Annotated in this window: 9 protein-coding genes; 4 read left to right on the top strand and 5 right to left on the bottom strand. The window is 43.4% G+C overall.

The genetic code is table 11. The annotated features are described in order from the left end of the window. Positions 1–10: 10 nt before the first annotated feature. The 5 genes from B5F98_RS00430 to B5F98_RS00410 all read right to left on the bottom strand — a co-directional run bounded on the left by B5F98_RS00430 (position 11) and on the right by B5F98_RS00410 (position 8,015). The gene (locus B5F98_RS00430) at positions 11–823 is read right to left on the bottom strand and encodes a hypothetical protein (protein WP_087369156.1); all 813 of its coding nucleotides are present in this window, start codon (positions 821–823) and stop codon (positions 11–13) included. A 9-nt stretch (positions 824–832) separates the two neighbouring features. Further along, positions 833–3,226, bottom strand: coding sequence for a BREX-1 system adenine-specific DNA-methyltransferase PglX (locus B5F98_RS00425; protein ID WP_158099737.1), 2,394 nt, complete (start codon positions 3,224–3,226; stop codon positions 833–835). A 65-nt stretch (positions 3,227–3,291) separates the two neighbouring features. Next, positions 3,292–6,828 carry a BREX system P-loop protein BrxC gene (gene brxC / locus B5F98_RS00420; RefSeq protein WP_087369154.1) on the bottom strand — a complete coding sequence of 1,179 codons (3,537 nt, stop codon included), beginning with the start codon at positions 6,826–6,828 and terminating at the stop codon, positions 3,292–3,294. A gap of 15 nt (positions 6,829–6,843) precedes the next feature. Further along, positions 6,844–7,398, bottom strand: a complete 555-nt coding sequence (locus B5F98_RS00415) for a DUF1788 domain-containing protein (protein ID WP_087369153.1) — start codon at positions 7,396–7,398, stop codon at positions 6,844–6,846. A gap of 14 nt (positions 7,399–7,412) precedes the next feature. Further along, positions 7,413–8,015: a DUF1819 family protein gene (locus B5F98_RS00410; protein ID WP_087369152.1), complete on the bottom strand. Its 603-nt coding sequence runs from the start codon at positions 8,013–8,015 to the stop codon at positions 7,413–7,415. Positions 8,016–8,679: 664 nt separating this feature from the next. Between B5F98_RS00410 and B5F98_RS00405 the strand changes: the two genes are divergently transcribed. From B5F98_RS00405 to B5F98_RS00390, 4 genes are read left to right on the top strand one after another with little or no spacing between them, the layout of a single operon-like run. Then, a complete protein-coding gene (locus tag B5F98_RS00405; RefSeq protein WP_143482700.1) occupies positions 8,680–10,656 on the top strand; it encodes a hypothetical protein in 1,977 nt (658 codons plus the stop codon). Continuing rightward, positions 10,649–14,575 (top strand): hypothetical protein, encoded by a 3,927-nt coding sequence (locus B5F98_RS12605; protein ID WP_143482699.1) that lies wholly within the window; start codon positions 10,649–10,651, stop codon positions 14,573–14,575. Before B5F98_RS00405 ends, B5F98_RS12605 begins: the two co-directional genes overlap by 8 nt. 17 nt (positions 14,576–14,592) lie before the next feature. Continuing rightward, on the top strand, positions 14,593–15,285 hold the full coding sequence (locus B5F98_RS00395) for a hypothetical protein (protein WP_087369149.1): 693 nt from the start codon (positions 14,593–14,595) through the stop codon (positions 15,283–15,285). Positions 15,286–15,287: 2 nt separating this feature from the next. After that, on the top strand, positions 15,288–16,286 hold the full coding sequence (locus B5F98_RS00390) for a DUF2971 domain-containing protein (protein WP_087369148.1): 999 nt from the start codon (positions 15,288–15,290) through the stop codon (positions 16,284–16,286). The last annotated feature ends 631 nt before the right edge of the window (positions 16,287–16,917 follow it).

Here is a 16,917-nt window from a genome sequence, read left to right as displayed (position 1 = left end):
GTTTAGAGCCTCACTTTTTCTTGCTTACGAATGTAAATGAGATTTCGTACACTGGTTTATCCATGCAATCTGTGATTCCAATCTGCATATCATATGAATCCGTTCGTAATTTACCAAGTACATCCTGTGAGCAAATCCGGATTTCTGCTATTTTGTGGGTTTTGCGCAAAAAGTGATCCCAACGTCCTGCTTTACATTTGGGGGCTGCAGTTGGTTCATATAATCTGTAACTTATTCCTTTTGTGATGTATTCTACATTAATAGGGATTACTAGCTTTCTGGTTGAATTTGCATTAAAAACACCTTGGTTGAAATATTTATCATCTTCAAACGAAGAGTTCAAAATCTCATCAGGGGCGCCACCGATTAGATTGCAGATTGAACGATACCATTCGCCGTTATGATAGCGAATCACGATGTCAAATGCTATTGCAGGACTGTTTGAAGCGTTCTCTAAAACGAAATATTGTAGTATTTGCGGACTAAAATTAGGGGGCTGTTTCTCCATATCCGGCGTATCCTGGAATGCATATTTTCTGTCGAAATTTTGGTAATAGTAGATGATTTTATTTTGTGGAATAATAATTGGACACTTTTCAATGGAGAATTGTCGTACAGCAATTGCTACGGCAACTAAAGCACATAGTCCTCCAAAAACAGCCCCAACATACCCGATCACATCGTGAGCATTAACAACTGTTAAAGCAGTAAAATCACAGACATAAATGCTGAATAACCAATCCACTATCTTTGGCATGAATATAAGGATGGCTGCTATTGCTACTATAACTATCCATTTGAGCTTTAGTTTTTGCTTCAGCATGGTGTCACCTCACACCAATGGATGCCGCTTGAAATCCCAGGAGGTTTCGTTAGAATCCCAATCTATTCTGGAAAAGGTGATATTTTCTGAAACAGAATAAGAAATATCACTTAATTTATCATTGGATATGATTAGCGGAATTTTTGCAATGTCTCCAGATTGTAAATGTAATGTTGGATTTATTATATAGTTTATTTTATCAGTAATTGGAGAATTCAAAAATCCGAGTAGATAGTTCAGCAACTCTTGATCTATAAAGCAAACAGATCCTGTGCTCTCAAAGAAAAATCCTTCTGGCATATAGCGAAAAGATGATTTTCCAGATGTAATATTTGACCATGTGATTCCTTCACGGAAAAGCATATTTTCACTACGAATAGTCGCTCTTCCAGTAGATTTAATATGGGCACCATTATTTTCCCAGTCTAAAACATATAAGATATTCCCGTACCATCGACGATATTCCCCTCCTTTCATGCAATTAAACCACTTTGTTCCTTTTTCTCTAATTTCAAACCAAAATCTCAAGAAGGATGCGTTGTCACCTAAAGTAGAACCTTGCCTCGGTTGTGAAAGCTGCCCGACGTTTTTATTTTCGGAGAATATGGATAGGAGTGTCCTACTTATCCAGTACGCAATCGGAGAACCAGGAATTTTGAAGAAATTAGTCTGTACTGCTATATGCCGACTCTCGCCACCCAGGAACATATCTTCCTTGCCCTGCTGAGTAGTGGGCTCCACCAAGCGGCAGTAAGTTCCTCTGTAGCCTTCGTGATAGCCCATGCGCAGCACAAAACTGGTGGTTTGTACCACTTCACCGCCGATCTCCTCGAAGGCTCTGGCTCCCAGGTGAGCCATGTTGACAATGTCAGTGGAGAGGAGTAACTTGGTGCGCAGCTTCTCAAAGCTGGACAAGAACATCCAACTGTGTTGGGTAATCATGGCCAGGTATTGAGAGGAGTACTTCCAGCAGCGTTCGATAAATGCTGCAAACAAATCGCCTTTGCTGTCTGGATAATTTTTTTTAATGTATTTGTTCAGTGCGGCATTTCCATTGCTCACCGCCATGTAGGGCGGGTTGGTCACTACCACATCGTACTCCTGAGAGAGAAGGCGGCGGAAGTTCCAGCTGTTCAACTGATCTTCGTAATCCGCATCAAACAGGGTGAACTCTTCTGGTGCTTCGGGTTTGGGTTCCAGTTCGTCTACCACCAGCAGGGAGCCATACTCCTGTCCATCGGCATAGCTTCCAGGGCTGTATAGGTTTGGCTGAATGCCACGGGTGAGAAATCGACGGTCATATTGCCGGGCTTTCATCATCACGGCAAAATAGGCCAGCTGGGCCGCACGCTTGTCAATATCCAAGCCGTACAGATTTTTTTCTACAATCCGCTGGGCGGCGTCCCGGGGATTCCACCCCTGGGAGGTGTAGATGTCCATGAACACATCAAAGGCGTAGACCAGAACGTGGCCGCTGCCCATACAGGGATCAAAAAATGTGGTGTCTACAAAGGGCAGTTTGTCCCCTCTGGCGTATTTGTTGTGTGAAAAAATACGTAGCTCTGTATCCACGTCCGGGTCTTGTTCGGCCTCTTCCACATAGTAGTTCCATTTGGCTTTTAAAAGATCAATCTTTGCCTTTTCACTCTCTGCCCAGATGTCATAGTTCAAATTGTCAATGACCAGTCTGCCCAGAGAGTTCTCCACCATGTAGCGCACGATCCAGTCGGGGGTAAAGAGCTGGGTGGCAGAGGGGATGCGCTCCTTGGTGATTTTTACATTCTTCTTCAGTAGATCGAAGGTTTCAGCCTTCAACTGGGTGTTGTAATACTGGTACAGCCACCCGATGATCTGTACCTGATCGGTCCAGTCCTCCTCGGGAATGTCGGACACCATATGCCCCAGTACACTATCTGGGCGGAGAATGTTGTTGGGAAAGAGCAGCTCGGTATAGCCGCCCATCTTCTCAAACATCTTGGGCAGGCCCTCGTTGAGGGCGTTGCACTGGGTGAGAAGCAGGTAGCGGTACAGAGCCTCGGTTTCGTTCTTCTCGATGTGCTCCGCCACCTGGCTTTGGTCCAGCCCCGGCAGGTCCATGTGGAGGGCCTCCTTCAAAATTTCTGGGTCAAACTCCCCCTGGGCATTGGAGAACACCCGGATGTGGCTGGGCAGGTAGTTGTTGACCTCCATGTACCGCAGGGCGATGAAGCGGTTGAACCAGGTATAGGCCACTTCTTCTATCACTTGGTCATAGCCCTTGGACTGAATCTCCCGCACCAGCTCCCGGCGTTGGCCCTGCTCCTGGGTGGAGAGGGCCTTGCCGTTGACAGTGACGGCGTTTGCATCGCCATAGCCGTCTTTGATGATGCCGTATTGGTAGGCCCGCTGGGCCACCTGCTCCATGAGCGTGGTGCGGGCCCATACGGCAAATTTTTGTATCGCAGATTTGTTCATCCCAGGTACCTCCTTTAGTTGACCTGCACGCCGTCACAGCTCTCCAGGGTCTGATACAGCTTTTGCCGGATGCCCTCCACATAGGCGTCAATGTCCTCCTTGGATTGCAGCCGCTTCACGGAACACAGGTCATAGCGGCGCACGGTTGTAATTTTCTTGGGAGTAGGGGAGGGATCTTTGTCTTCTTTGTTCTGAGGGTTCGGGACAGGTGCTGCCAGAACTTCCATGCGCCTGCAGACGCTGTCCTTGTAGTTGAGCAGCTGGGTAATCATGGCGTCCAGCTCGGTGAGAGAGCACGCTGCTTGGGCGGCGTCTCGCTTTTCGGCAAAGTGGTGGTCGGCCTGTTGCAGCAGGCTTTCTGTATTCCGGGCTTCTCCGGCCAACTGGTGAACGTCCTGCATGCACTGGCGGATGGTCTCGGCAACCTCCGCTTGTTTCAACTCCAGCAGAGACTGATAGGCTGCCTTCAATTTGCCGATGAGTTCCGGCAGTTCCCCAATGCGGCGATAGGGCTTTGGCATGGCCAGAATGGTGGAAATGGTGTGGATGATCTCCTGGGTGGCCGGGTCGGTGGCGAAGTAGTCTTGCTCCCGGCTGACACGGCGCATCTGGCTGACGGCCTCGTCAAAGACACCACGTTGGCTTTTGAAAAACAGCTCCACATCTTCCAAATCCTCTTTGGCGTCCAGCAGATCATCTTGCTTTTGCACCATGCGGGTGAGGAGAGCTACATTGTCCTTGCGCTGGCTGAGTACATCTTGGGCCAAATCTCGGGCAGCGGAGACGATGGCCTGTTCCGGATACTGGTTCTGTTCGTAATGCTCCAGCAGGTCTTGATAGTGGGCCAGTTTATACTCGAAGGTGTCCAGGACATAGCGCACCAGACCGTCTTCGTCTGAGGGGATGTCCATGGCGCCCAGATACTCCCGGAGGAATGCAACGCTCTTGCGCATGAGCTGTTCCGAGGGAGCGATTCGACGGGTCACTACTGCTTTGTCAATTTCACTCTTTTTGCGGAGATAATCCACAAGCTTTCGGTCGTCCTTGGACACCACTGCACCGCCGTATTTGATGGAGATCTTCTGGCGGGCCACCAGGCGAGCCATCAGGGCGGCGATGTCAATTTCTCGCCAGCCGTAGGGAATGGCCTGATAGCGGCGCTGCACATCCCCCATGGAGATGGTAGGGCCTACGGATTTCAACTCCAGCCACTGGCTGATCTCGTTGAGAGCGTCCTCGTTGTTGGCACCAGAACCGGCCAAGCTGATGTCCGCCTCAGCAGGGGCGTTGAGAATGGACAAAATATCGGCGTCGCTGTCCACAAAGTGATTGACCATGTTCAGCTTGGAGTAGACGCTCTCTACCAGGCCCCGCAGAGCGGCGTCCAGCTTGTCCTTGGCGTTGGAGAGCTTAATGGTCATGAGCTCCCCGTGGACAAACACCTTGGCGTCCACAATGGCTTTCTCCAAATAGCCCTTGGCCCGCTTCTCCATGGCCAGTTTTTCCGTGTTTTTCTTGCGGATGATGTCTTGCACACTCTCGGGAAGCTGAGAGACGTTTTTCTTTTTCCGGTACTCCTCAATTTTCTTGGCCTGCTCCAGCTCTTCATAATACTGAGTATCGCCGGAGAGAACCAAAATAGCTTCGTTGTTCACCTGGGACTCCAGCATCAGTTTCTGGTCAGCGTCCCGATAGTGGTCGCTGGCCACGGTGATGATACGCAGACGAATGCCGCCGCTGGAAGAGCCGACGAGGGTTTCGTCAATGTACTGGTCCACAGGAATGCTGGTATAGTGCTCGTTGTAGCGGAACTTTTTGCTGGGGTAGATTTCGCCAAACACGGCCTGAGCAATGCTCTGGGTGATCTGGTTGGAGTCCACCACGGTGTTTTTGATGTCGTTGGCTACGTCTTGTTCCTCATCGGTGAGGAACGTGTAGGTGTCTCCATTGCGGGAAATATAGTTCTGAGAATGCAGCCGCTCCAGGGAGGCGGTGACGGAGGCACGCAGGTTGATTTTGTCGGTGTGGATGTCATCTACCATCAGGGTGGCAATGTTATCGATGGTGGACTTGATATCATCAATGTAGCGGATCAGGTAGAGCAATTTGAGCACGTCTACATCATGAGGTTCAATGCCATCGTGGTTGTCTGCCGCGTTTTGGCAGCGATCGATGACCCGACGAATGGAGCTCTCCAAGAAGGTGTGAACAGTGTCGTAGAACAGATGGAAGGGGAGCAGCGCATTTTCGTCCTTGTCCTGCACCTTTTGAGCGGCTTCCTGGAAGCCGGAGAGCATGGAACGCTCGCCTCCAGACAAGTGCTTGCCGGAATTTCCGTGTTTGCGAATTTCTGCCAGCACCTTTTGGATGATGATGAACTGGTAGGGGACAAATGGAAACGTGGCGGCAAATTCTGCGCCATCGGCAAAACCTTTGATGTCCAAGACGGAATCTTGGAAAGAAAACAGGTTTTTCAAAACGGCCTGTTCCTTGTCGTACACCATATGCAGGAGTTGGTCGGCCTCCGGTGTTTTTGCCAGCACACGTTTTTGAATGACTTCGTCCACCGAGGAGGAGGACAGGCTTAGACGGGTGTTAAACCGCCCTTGAATTTTGGAAAAATCGTCTCCGGCAATTTTGACGACAGAGTCAATGGCCTCTTGACTGGTGACCATGACCCAGACCTGGCCCATGCACTTGGAACCCAGCTCTTCCACCAGGGACTGGAGGTTAATCATCAAATCCCCATCATCTCCAATGTACTGGCCCACCTCGTCCACCATGAACAGCAGACGGAACTTGTCGCCCTTGCTGTCCACATATTCCTTGATGTCGGACACCAGCTGAGCGATGCTCAATTCGTTGGTCTCTTCACCGTTGAACCAATTGCGGGCTGCCTGTTCGCTCATGCCCAGGACAGACTGGAGCACCTCCACCACGTCATCCTCGAAAAAAGCAAAGGAGTCTCGCGTCTCTGCCCATGGGGCGCCGTTGACTTGTTCAAACTTCTGGCGGAATTCCTCCGTTTTGCCTTGTCGGTCGATGAACCGCTCCAGCTTGGCGATTTTTAAGTCGTCGCCATAAAATCCACAGTGATTGTAGAACATTTTTGCGAAAGTACGAAGAACGGCGGTTTTATCCTTGTTGATGGGGCCCTCGATGTCGATGTTGAACAGGATGGACTCCGTGGGGACAGAGACGCACTTGACCGCCTGGGCATACATCATGGGGTCATCAAACTTGCCCTGAAAGTAATCAATGGCTGGGGCTCCGCTGACCACCTGATTGGAGAGCAGGTAGGAGAGCATCTTCAGAAAGTGAGATTTACCGCTGCCAAAAAAGCCGGAGATCCAAACGCCCATCTTGTCGGTGGGCTGATCGATGGCCTTGGTGTAGTTATCAAAAAAGGTGCGGAAATGACGGCGCAGTTCCTTGGTGATGATATACTCGCTGAGTTCTTGCTTTAGGCTCCGCTCGTCGTCTTGAGCCACCTTGACCACGCCGTTAATATCTCGATTAATGTCCTTTTGAAACATCGATTGTATTTTCATAGCTCTCTGTCTCCCTTACAGCAGATTAAACGCCCGGTAGTAGTTTCCGTCCACAAACTCGCCAAACAAGCTTAGTGTTTGTCCATTAAAGGTCCCGGGATAAAACATGACAACAGGGATGTCCGCAAACAAATGCTGCATACTGTCCAGCATTTTGTGGGAACGCATGAACGGATGAATTTTGCCAATACCGGTCATGAACAGGACATCCTGACCTTTCACATGGGGGGTATAGTCCATTTTGGCTAAGAGAGCCTCAGCAGTGGCGATTTTTTGCAGTTGTTGCAAGAGATAGTCTTTGCCACGTTTTTCCTCCAGCCCTGGTGTGGATTTAAGGACTCGTTTTTCCTCCAACAGTTGAAGAAAGATTTCGTATAGGTCGCACTCAATGATACGGTAGGGGGCAAGGGCATCTTCCTTTAACCGCCGAATATAGTCCTGAACCATCAGTTCTTCGGATGGATCATAACAAAAAACATGGATCCCTACCTCATTGCTCAAACCTTTGTTATTGAGAAAACTGGGGTCAGAGATCCGCTCTCGAATACGGTCTAATTCTGCTTTTAACACGGTTTGTGTCCTCCTCAACGAAAACAATTGAACGCAGGGAGTGCGTCCAAATCGTTGTTCTCTCGAATGCCTTGCTCAAGTTCCTCACAGAGATAAACAGGATTCAAAGTGGTGGCTCTGGAGTTGTCCAGAAACTTTGCCTCTACCAGACAACGTACCAATACACTTTTGATTTTCCCAATGGTACTGTCACTCCAGCTGGCCACAGTGTCATTTTGCGCCTGAAGTCGGGAGAAAAATATATTTAACTCTTTGCGCTGAAAAGAAAAGTCCTGAATGCGAAACTTTTCACCGACTATTTGAACCATAAAGTCCCACACAAGACGATTATATCGCATGAGGGCATACAGGTTGATCTGCTTGGCCATTTCCAATGGTGCATTTACAAGTGCTTCCACCAAATTTTGATTCTCCAAAGCATCCAAACGACGGTAGCAGGCCCGAGCCATGCGCGAAACCTCCCGTTCTGTGGGATATTGGAAGAGATTACCCGCTTTGATAGCGGAAATTGCATCTTCTAAGGGGATATTTTGCAGGTAAAATTTGGCTGAAATCTGCATTTCATAGAACAGAAATTGCTCTGCGGTTAATGCGCCGTTGTAAGTTATCACATTCATATGCCATGCCCTCAATGTTAAAAGTGTATTTTACATCAATTTATAGAATACCATAAAACTACAGCCTCTGCCACAGAAATATCCTGTGATAGAGACTGTGCGATGTGCGGAGCGATACTGTCCCCTGTACTTTAAGGCCACATTATCTGAGACAATCGTAAGCAAATGTCTCCTCAAATCTTAGAAGTATATTCATGTACAGCCACATGAATATTACGCAGTTCGTATAACGATGATACATTGGCTTAGAGTAGTTTAATAGATTTCCGCGCATCGATTTCAACAAAAAAGACGCGTATTTCTATGCGGAACTAGACATTATGCTGATCCTGTGTTATAATATGGAAAATTAATTTGATGGTGTTTGCTCAAATTCTACACTCTAGATACTGTTGTCTTGCGAAAAACAATGAGAGAAGGGATTGTCATGACACGGGTATGTCTTTGCCGTCTTCAATGCCGACGAAATTCCATTGGGTTGTTGTTGAAATTGGCGTATTCTGGGTTTTCGCAAGTAGACACAGTCGATTCCAACCTTTTATTTTGTAGGTTTTATATCTGCGCTCTAAACCCAAGAACGGGTTCAGAGTGGAGTAGGATTTTTCAACGTCAAGATAAACGAATATTGCAAGAATATGATTCGATGGGAGTTGTGCAGACAAACTTGCAAAAAGTAGTCCTGGAATTGGTGATTGGGCAAAATGAGGATATTACTGATATTCAATATTTGCTCTTGGTCATGCAGAAAATGTTTCATGATGGGTTAGATTGTACAGTTTTGGTTTCTGCAGGGAAAGGGGAAACTAAACGATATACGCCAGTTACGACTAGTGACTATTTCCGGCTGGCCCACAGCTTATATTTTTATCGTAATCGTAATGAAGACAACGGCGATAATACAGACCATATTTTTGAAAAAATCTATGAATGCTTTTTTGTATACCATAAAAAAACACAAAAAGGTGAAAAGGCTAATTGGGCGAGTTTACCAAGACAATATAAGATAGAGGCCAAAGAAAATAGAACTATGCCTTTGGGTAGGGTTTTTCCGCAAATACCAATCACAAAGCAGATTTATAGTGCGCTTACGGCATCGTATTCTTCAGACTCAGAGATAAATAGTTGGATAAGACCATTAAAAGACTTGTGTAATGGTTATTTTGAGCGCTTAAAAAAAGGTGTTTATGCAAATCGGAGTGAAGAAATACTAAAATATTTAGCAAGTGATAGCTGTTTTGAGACGCTGCTTTTTTTAGGTTTGTGTAACTATATTGAGGTGCAAAATGGAATTACAACATTAGGACAGGCATCTCTAGATCTGGAGTTTTTGCACGAAACGTGTATGAACTTCGCCCAAGGAGTATTACAGCTGGTTGAGAATGTAGTGACACATGTACTGGGAGATGATGGTCAATCTGGATGTGGTATATTGACCATCAGGTATCGTAAGATTAGGGATGCAGAAAAAATTTATTTGGACCCACTGATGCCCGATGAAGCTCACAGTTTGGTAGAGAACGTAGAACACTTTATGGAATTGTATTTAACAGATATACAATATGAGAACTTTCAGGGCATTGTAGATAAATTCAAGGCAAATGTAGAACAACGATGTGAGGACTATAAAAATTCTCCTGAGCAGCGTTTGGTACACATGAAATTCCACCTCTCACAAAGTTTGGAAAATGCGAGCGAACTGATAAAAAAAGAAGATGCAGAAACTCAAGAAGAATTAAATAGTTATATCCAGGATTTGAAATCTGACCCTGACCATTGTCATATGTCTTTGTCGGATTTTCTTGGACAAGGAAGCTGCAAACCATTTGTTGATTATCTATCAACTCCGGACAATATTGCGTTTCATTATGGACTCCCAATTCTAAATAGTGTAGTCATGTCTATGAATGGATATTTTTATGTCCAAAGCGGGGCAGGAGACAATAATTGCTTTGAAAACTCATCGGTAGGCGGTTTATATAAGCATACCTGTGGTTTCCTATGGGAGTATGGGACTAGTTATACTATTTATGTTCCATTAAGATCTAAAAATCTTGAGGAAGAGACAGACTATTTGGACTTAATCTCGTGGAGACATGATACAGTCCCGAACTGTCGGCGAATAGATTTCAAGTTCTCAGGGCCTATTTCAGTTGGATTAGAGAGAGAAGACTTAACACGAAAGCTTTGGAAAGAGTTGGGTGAACAATTCAAAGCTTCACCGGAGGAAATAGCATCGACGCATCTGTATATTGGAGTGATTGATTGTGAGAAGGTGGTCAACAATTTAAGTGTGGATAGGCTAGAGGCATATGAGGTTATGGTAAAAGCTATTTTCTTATATCTGGCCGATAAATGTTCTACACTCGATAACCTTGCACTTGTTAATGTTACCAGACCGTATGATGTCATCAAACTCTTTCGGCTGTTTGCACTATTTTTTGATCGAGCTGGAAATAATAGAATTTTGACTCAAAAGAAAAGCCTTTTTTTGGTGGACTCCAATGGAAAACTTGATATTTTATTTCATGGAAATAATTTGAAAAGCATTAAAGAAAGCCTATCTGTCAGTTGCCTATATGGGGGAATGACAGACACTGCAATTAAAATTGCAGCTCATCTTCTAGGAGGACGAAATGGATAGATCACACGATGAACTATATAGATTAAGGGAGTCCTGCTATTCATTAAAAATTGGGGATGGTCTGGATGAACAAAAGGAAGAAGTATGGGTAAAAAAACTAAGAAATATTTTAGAGAATGATATCCACCAAAAATCACTAGGGTGTCATATTCAAGATACACATATTAAAATTGGTACTGGAATTGTTCATATGAATTCCTTTTTTGAGGCTCAGATTCTCTTTTCACATGCGAAGTGGATATCACGTTTTACAATTTGGTTGGAGCAGCAACTAAAAGGAAGACTGGGAAGAAATTGTCTTGTAATTGGTTATGATACATATATTGAGCCTTTATTAGCAAACCTAAAATATAGCAATCCACACTTTCAATACTGCATTTATGAAGAACCAGGTGATTTACAGAACGGGCATGTAAGCAAGGCTAGACTTCGGTATTTTCCAGATAACTTACAAAAATTAGAACGTATTGGCCAAGTAATATTCCTTTGTGGAATATCTTCGACACTTAGCACATTTGCTAAAATGAGAAACGCGTTTGAGTGCCAGTTGCAACAAGACAAAGCAACCGATGTTCTACTGGAGAAAATAGAGTGGGACTACTTTAGTATTGTTCAAGTCCTTGCTCAACAAAAAGATGGATTTGCGTTTGGGCAAATGGATTATTTGAAATGGGATCGTCATCAGAAAGTAATTGACCGGATAACCCCAGATGAAAAGAATTTTCGAGTGCATTATTTAGTCGATGTAGAGGCGGAGTGGGAGTTGGCAACAAAATGTCAATGGTGTTTTCCTGAGAATTCTTTAGATGAACGGCCGCTTGTAATTACAGACTCCTCTGCCGTTATACCGGTGCAACAGATTGGAACATCATCAGTACCCAAAAAGTTTTCTTCTACAGCAGGAATGAGAAACAGAGAAAATGAGCAAAGCTTAGAGTTGTTCTTCAAAAAAGATCAGAGCAGCAATCTGTTTTTGAATAGAGATTACCTATATTACTCTCATATTGTTCGGGGAGACCACCATTTTCGATATTACATACGAACAAACTCTTTTTTTGGAAATGTCGTGATGAAAAGTCCTCAATTTGATGATTATTGTAAAAGAATCCAACGGCGTGTTCATATGTTTGAAAATAAGCAGAATGCAAATGTACTTCATATTTTAATTTCGCCACTACATTTTAGCAACAATCGTTTTCCTCATGAAATCAATCGACGAGTCTTCAACAATGCTGCACATGAAATATCTTTTGACCCTAGCCGAGAGTATCGTTCCAATTTTGAAACAAAATATTCTAACTATGCATACATTTTGAAACAAGTAGATCAACATTCTGAAGGTAAAATTTTGCCAAGGATTTGCTTTTACTATGTTGACGATGAAATTATTACTGGAGAAACATTCTATCGTGCAAAATCTTTTGTTTTATCGCTTCTCCATCGATACGCTGGAGAGAAAGATGAACTTTTAAGAAGATGTGAGGTGTTTTCTGCTGTATTTACATTGATTGATCGGACCTCAGACAGCACGAGAAGAAGTTATGTTTCATCAATTGAGAATTACTTCTCTTTTCTTCGACTTTCTGTTCCAACACCGGGAAACTATGGAGACACTTGCCCTATTTGTAAAGAGATTGAAGAATGTAAAAGGATAGAAGAAAATTGCTGCTTGAGTAGTACAGAGTATTATTGGAAAGAGAGGGAGGAACATCTCTACCTTCGTACTTTAGAGGGGGCGAGGGAAGCATTTCCCACACACACATATAAAATACGCCAGCGCCATTTTACCAGGTTGTATTGTGAAAATAAATTGTGTCAGGAGACAGAAAATATTTGGGGAGAGCACGAACTTGTCCAGAAATATATTGAGATTATTGCCAATGAATTGAGGACCTTAGAGGTGGAGCAGCAGTATGAAGTTCTAATCTCTTTTTTAAAGTCAATTTCTCGAGCGCCTTTATATTATAAGGAGAACGGGAAGAAGGCTGCTATGCGGATAATGTTGACCATACTGGAATCATATCTGAGTTTGAATCCAGTTGAACGAGTAGGAACTCGTACGGATTGTTCCCTCTGCAAGCTAATTAAAAAAAGCGCAGAGAAGCTCCAAATCTCTCTAAATATGCCGTGGAGGCAGTGGGTAAAAAAGTGGACAGGCTCACAAAGTGGTAAAGAGAAACTTTATGTAAAAATCCATTACCAGTTACTATGTGTCCTGCTTTCATGTCTGTCTAATATTGGCTCAAACTATTTAATTACAGCAGGCCATATTGACGAGGTCTGCAAGTATGTGGCGAGGCTTAACAAAAATTACTGCTGTTTTAGCAGTGGGCCAAATTTCCGTAATGAAGGGATTCAAGGCTTTTACACACTCTTAGTCAATTACACAAAACGATTGATTTGCGGTGTCAGCGGTCGGGAAAAGACTATCCGTGCAGAAAAGGAACTAACTGAACTTCTTTGGAAAACCAATGTGGATAGAGAACGAAGAAAATTATATCAGGTGTTGTATTTGGAGAATATCCGTTTTTCTTCTGAAGATGAAGTGGTACAGCAGAAAGTCCTTAGAGCAGTAGAAGATAATAATCAAAATATAATAACTAAGTATCGACGCATTGGCAAGGAGTTGGCGGATATATCACCCGAACTAACGTGCACCTTTTATGCGGATTTTGGAGGGGAAAATGTGGAGTTGACGCAACCGTTTCGGTTGAGTAGAGGAGACTTTGGATTTTCCCCCAAAGAGGAAGAAGAACTTGAACAAATGGGGTATTCTATTCCTGAGAATGACGGAAAATGCTTTTGGGTTATGTTTCAGGCGAAGGGTGAACATGACATTAGGAGAGAGATGCGGTGTGAACAAGGGAGGGGAGAGAGCAAAAGACGTAGCAGCTATAGACCAGACTGTGAAAAAAATATTGGGAGGGTTTATCTTCGACTGCAGTTTCAAAAGGAAAAGCTTGAGAATTATAAGGTAATACGGAAAATCTTGATTCAACGCAGAACAATCTTAAAAATTGTTCAGGCAGATATTGAAACTGGCGCACTAAAAGCGGCGATTCAAGCAAAGGCTGCAGGAACAATCCTTGAAACTGGTAAGACCTTGTCACATGGACGATCAAAAGACTTAACTCGAATGCTGTCACTGGTAAGGAGACTGTTTGCGCTGATGAGAGATACGGAAGAGACAGACCGAGAGTACGAGGCATACAATGCCTTAAATATTTTCATGAATCGGTGTATTGCGGAGGGAGCTACAAATCTTGTAGTGAGACGAATCTTTTCGCCACCGCCTGGCCTGCAGCCATTTGGAAGTGGGGTGCTTCAATTGAAGAGGCCTGGAGACTGTGCAAAGGACCTAGAAGACTATTTTAGAATATTGGAAGATGAAAAATCTGGGTATTTCGAGAATATTCTTAAAAGCATGCAGAATAAAGCACATTCAGGTCAACTACAAAGCGGGGAGTATAAAATGTCTGTATCAATTTCTCCAAACACATTTGAAAAAATAAAGGAAATATGGCATGTCCCCACTATTTTAATAGCTGATGATGTACCAGATATGGTTCAATTAATTGGTATTCTTGATGTGTTTATTCGAAATGCGGTGGAACATTCAGGACCATCTCGTGAGATAGAAATATCTTGTGAAATGGGGGAGTCTGTGGTACCACAAGATATGAAAGAGAACAATCAATATACCAGTTATGATCACTGCTATCGTATGACGGTGAAAAATAGACTGCCTATACAGCAGAGAAGCGATACCTCTCACATTGGTTTTACAAAAATGTTTTTTACCGAATATTTGAACCAACATTGTGGGTCAGACTATCGATATTTCCGTATTTCTATGGAAGAAAAAGAAGATGGATATGAGTCACAATTTTTGTGTGTGGCGCCAGTCTGGAGTGAGTGAAAGTAAGAGGAGGAAAAATGAAAGCGGTTATTTTTATTGATGATAACAATATAATTTTGGAGAGACAGAAACAGGAACTAAATGACATACTTACACAAGATGGGGTGTCAGATGTAAAGATTGTAGATTGTTTATGTGATTTATCCCATGATCCAACTTGTCTAAATGACGATGGTAGTTTGAGAGATGGAGAAATTGCTCAGGATGTACAGTCTGGCATTAGGCTTGTTTTGGATACGGTACAAAGTGAGATAGATGCGGGGGTGGAAAAACTAGAGCTAGTGATTGATCTCTGTTTGGATGACAAGGACGAGACATTAGGGTTTAAACTGGCAAGCCATATTATCAGAAATAAGTTTGCACGTAAGTGGTTTGAAGAGTGGAAGCTGGTTATTACGCTCACAAGTTCATATAAATGTACTGCTTTTTCAGAGCTGAAAGAAAAATATTTTTCTAAAGAGGATCGAGATAGAATCATAGAATGCTATCGTCCCTATAACCCTGAGACACATGAATTTACAAGAGATAGTCCGGCATTTCCAATGTTTTACCATATATTTCATACCAAAGGAGATAATGACCCACCATCCATTAATAGGCTGCTCCTCGATAAGGGGGGAAATGAAAACAATAAAGGCACCTACTATGGTAACTATTTTGGATTGATATATGCACGACTGTACTATAATAAAGAGCCCAGAGGAGTGTAAAAATGGAGTTTACAACTTTGGATGCCATGCGACATGGCCTTCAAACAGTATATACTATATATAGAAAAACAGTAGCACCAGAAGATGAGATGTATTGTCACTATACTTCGCCCGGAGCATTTGTCAGTATTTTTGATGAACATATAAAACTGGTCGGGCAACGTCAATACCATGATGATGAGCAATATCCAATTCTGACATGTACCATGCGTGCAAGTCATCTGCGGTTTCTGAATGATACGAATGAATATGTAGATGGTTTCAGATGGTTAGAGAAACATAGAAAAAATGGAATTGAAGATGCCTATAAAGATTTCAAATGGATAGAGAAAAACAGAAAGATTAGGCTTGAAGATACGTATAGAAATAATGTGTATAGTATATCATTTTGTGGTAACAACGATCTGCTCAGTCAATGGAAGTGGTATGGGAAAAATAGCGGAATTGCAATCTCTTTTGCAATGGATAATATTCAATATAAACATTATGAACTGTTAGATAAGGAAAACTCTGTTCTGCCAATGTTTGATGATAAAATCGGACCAATTCCAGTAAAATACTCTGAAGAAGAGAAAGAGCAATACCACAGGCAACTATATATGTGGAATGAAACAAACAGTGAACATATCCAGGAAGTGTCACTACTGGCGGGGCTATTTATGCCATTTTGTAAAGACGAGGGGTTTAAAGAAGAAAAAGAAACTAGGTTGATCTTTCATACGGCAGATGCAGATTCGTCCAAACGGGCTGGTGTTTACTTCCCTGTGCATTATTATGTGTCGGAAAACGTTGTGAAACCCACACTGCAGGTTGTGTTTCAAGCGAAAGACAGAAGTAAGAGTATTGTGAAGAGTCTGATTGTTGGGCCGGGTCAAAATCAAGAACTCATTTATAGAGCTGTTGTACATATGCTCTCTGGAGAATTACCCTCAACAGATTCAGACAGCGTCGAAATTGGAGGTACTGTGGTTCGTAAATCTAAAATTCCATTCCGTGGATAATCTCAAAGAAGGCTTTCGATAAGGTATTTGTGAGATTCAACTCTGTATTATGGTAGGAGCCTAGATACTCGAGGCTTACTTTAGAAATACGTAGAACAGTCTAAAGAAAGCTAATGGGCTTTAGTAGGTTCCCAAAGAATCTTGTGGAGCCAATCGGATTTGATCGGAGGATTATGGATATGGGAATGTATGGCTGCAAGAAGCGGAGTATCCGGGGGAAGGATAGAATCATCGAGTAGTTGAATGATGCTCGAGTGCGCTCAGTGTATGCCGATAGTGGTGGGCAAGAAGTCAATCCAATAATTACTGATTGTAGCAAAAACGATTTTTAAATGGCACAGGAACAGCTATATGTGGACTTCGTTTTAATATAAAATCATCTATTGTGATCAGTCGACTTATCGACACTAAAGATCTCTAACGAGCGGGCGAAAGAGTTTGTGAATGTTGTGACACCTGATGAGAATATTACTATCGCCAGAAGTAAAATGTTGAGTAATCCAAAAGCAAGAATATTATGACCGTTTCTATCCAGGGCCTTCTCCAGTGCGGCTTTTTTTCATTGACTTTGAGATGGATTGACAATATCGTGAGGAAAGCAAGCTTCCACCTCAGTTTCACAGAAGCGGTT

The sequence above is a fragment of the Pseudoflavonifractor sp. An44 genome, assembly GCF_002161675.1.
Classification (GTDB): domain Bacteria; phylum Bacillota; class Clostridia; order Oscillospirales; family Oscillospiraceae; genus Enterenecus; species Enterenecus faecium.
This window is presented reverse-complemented; position numbering and strand designations above follow the sequence as displayed.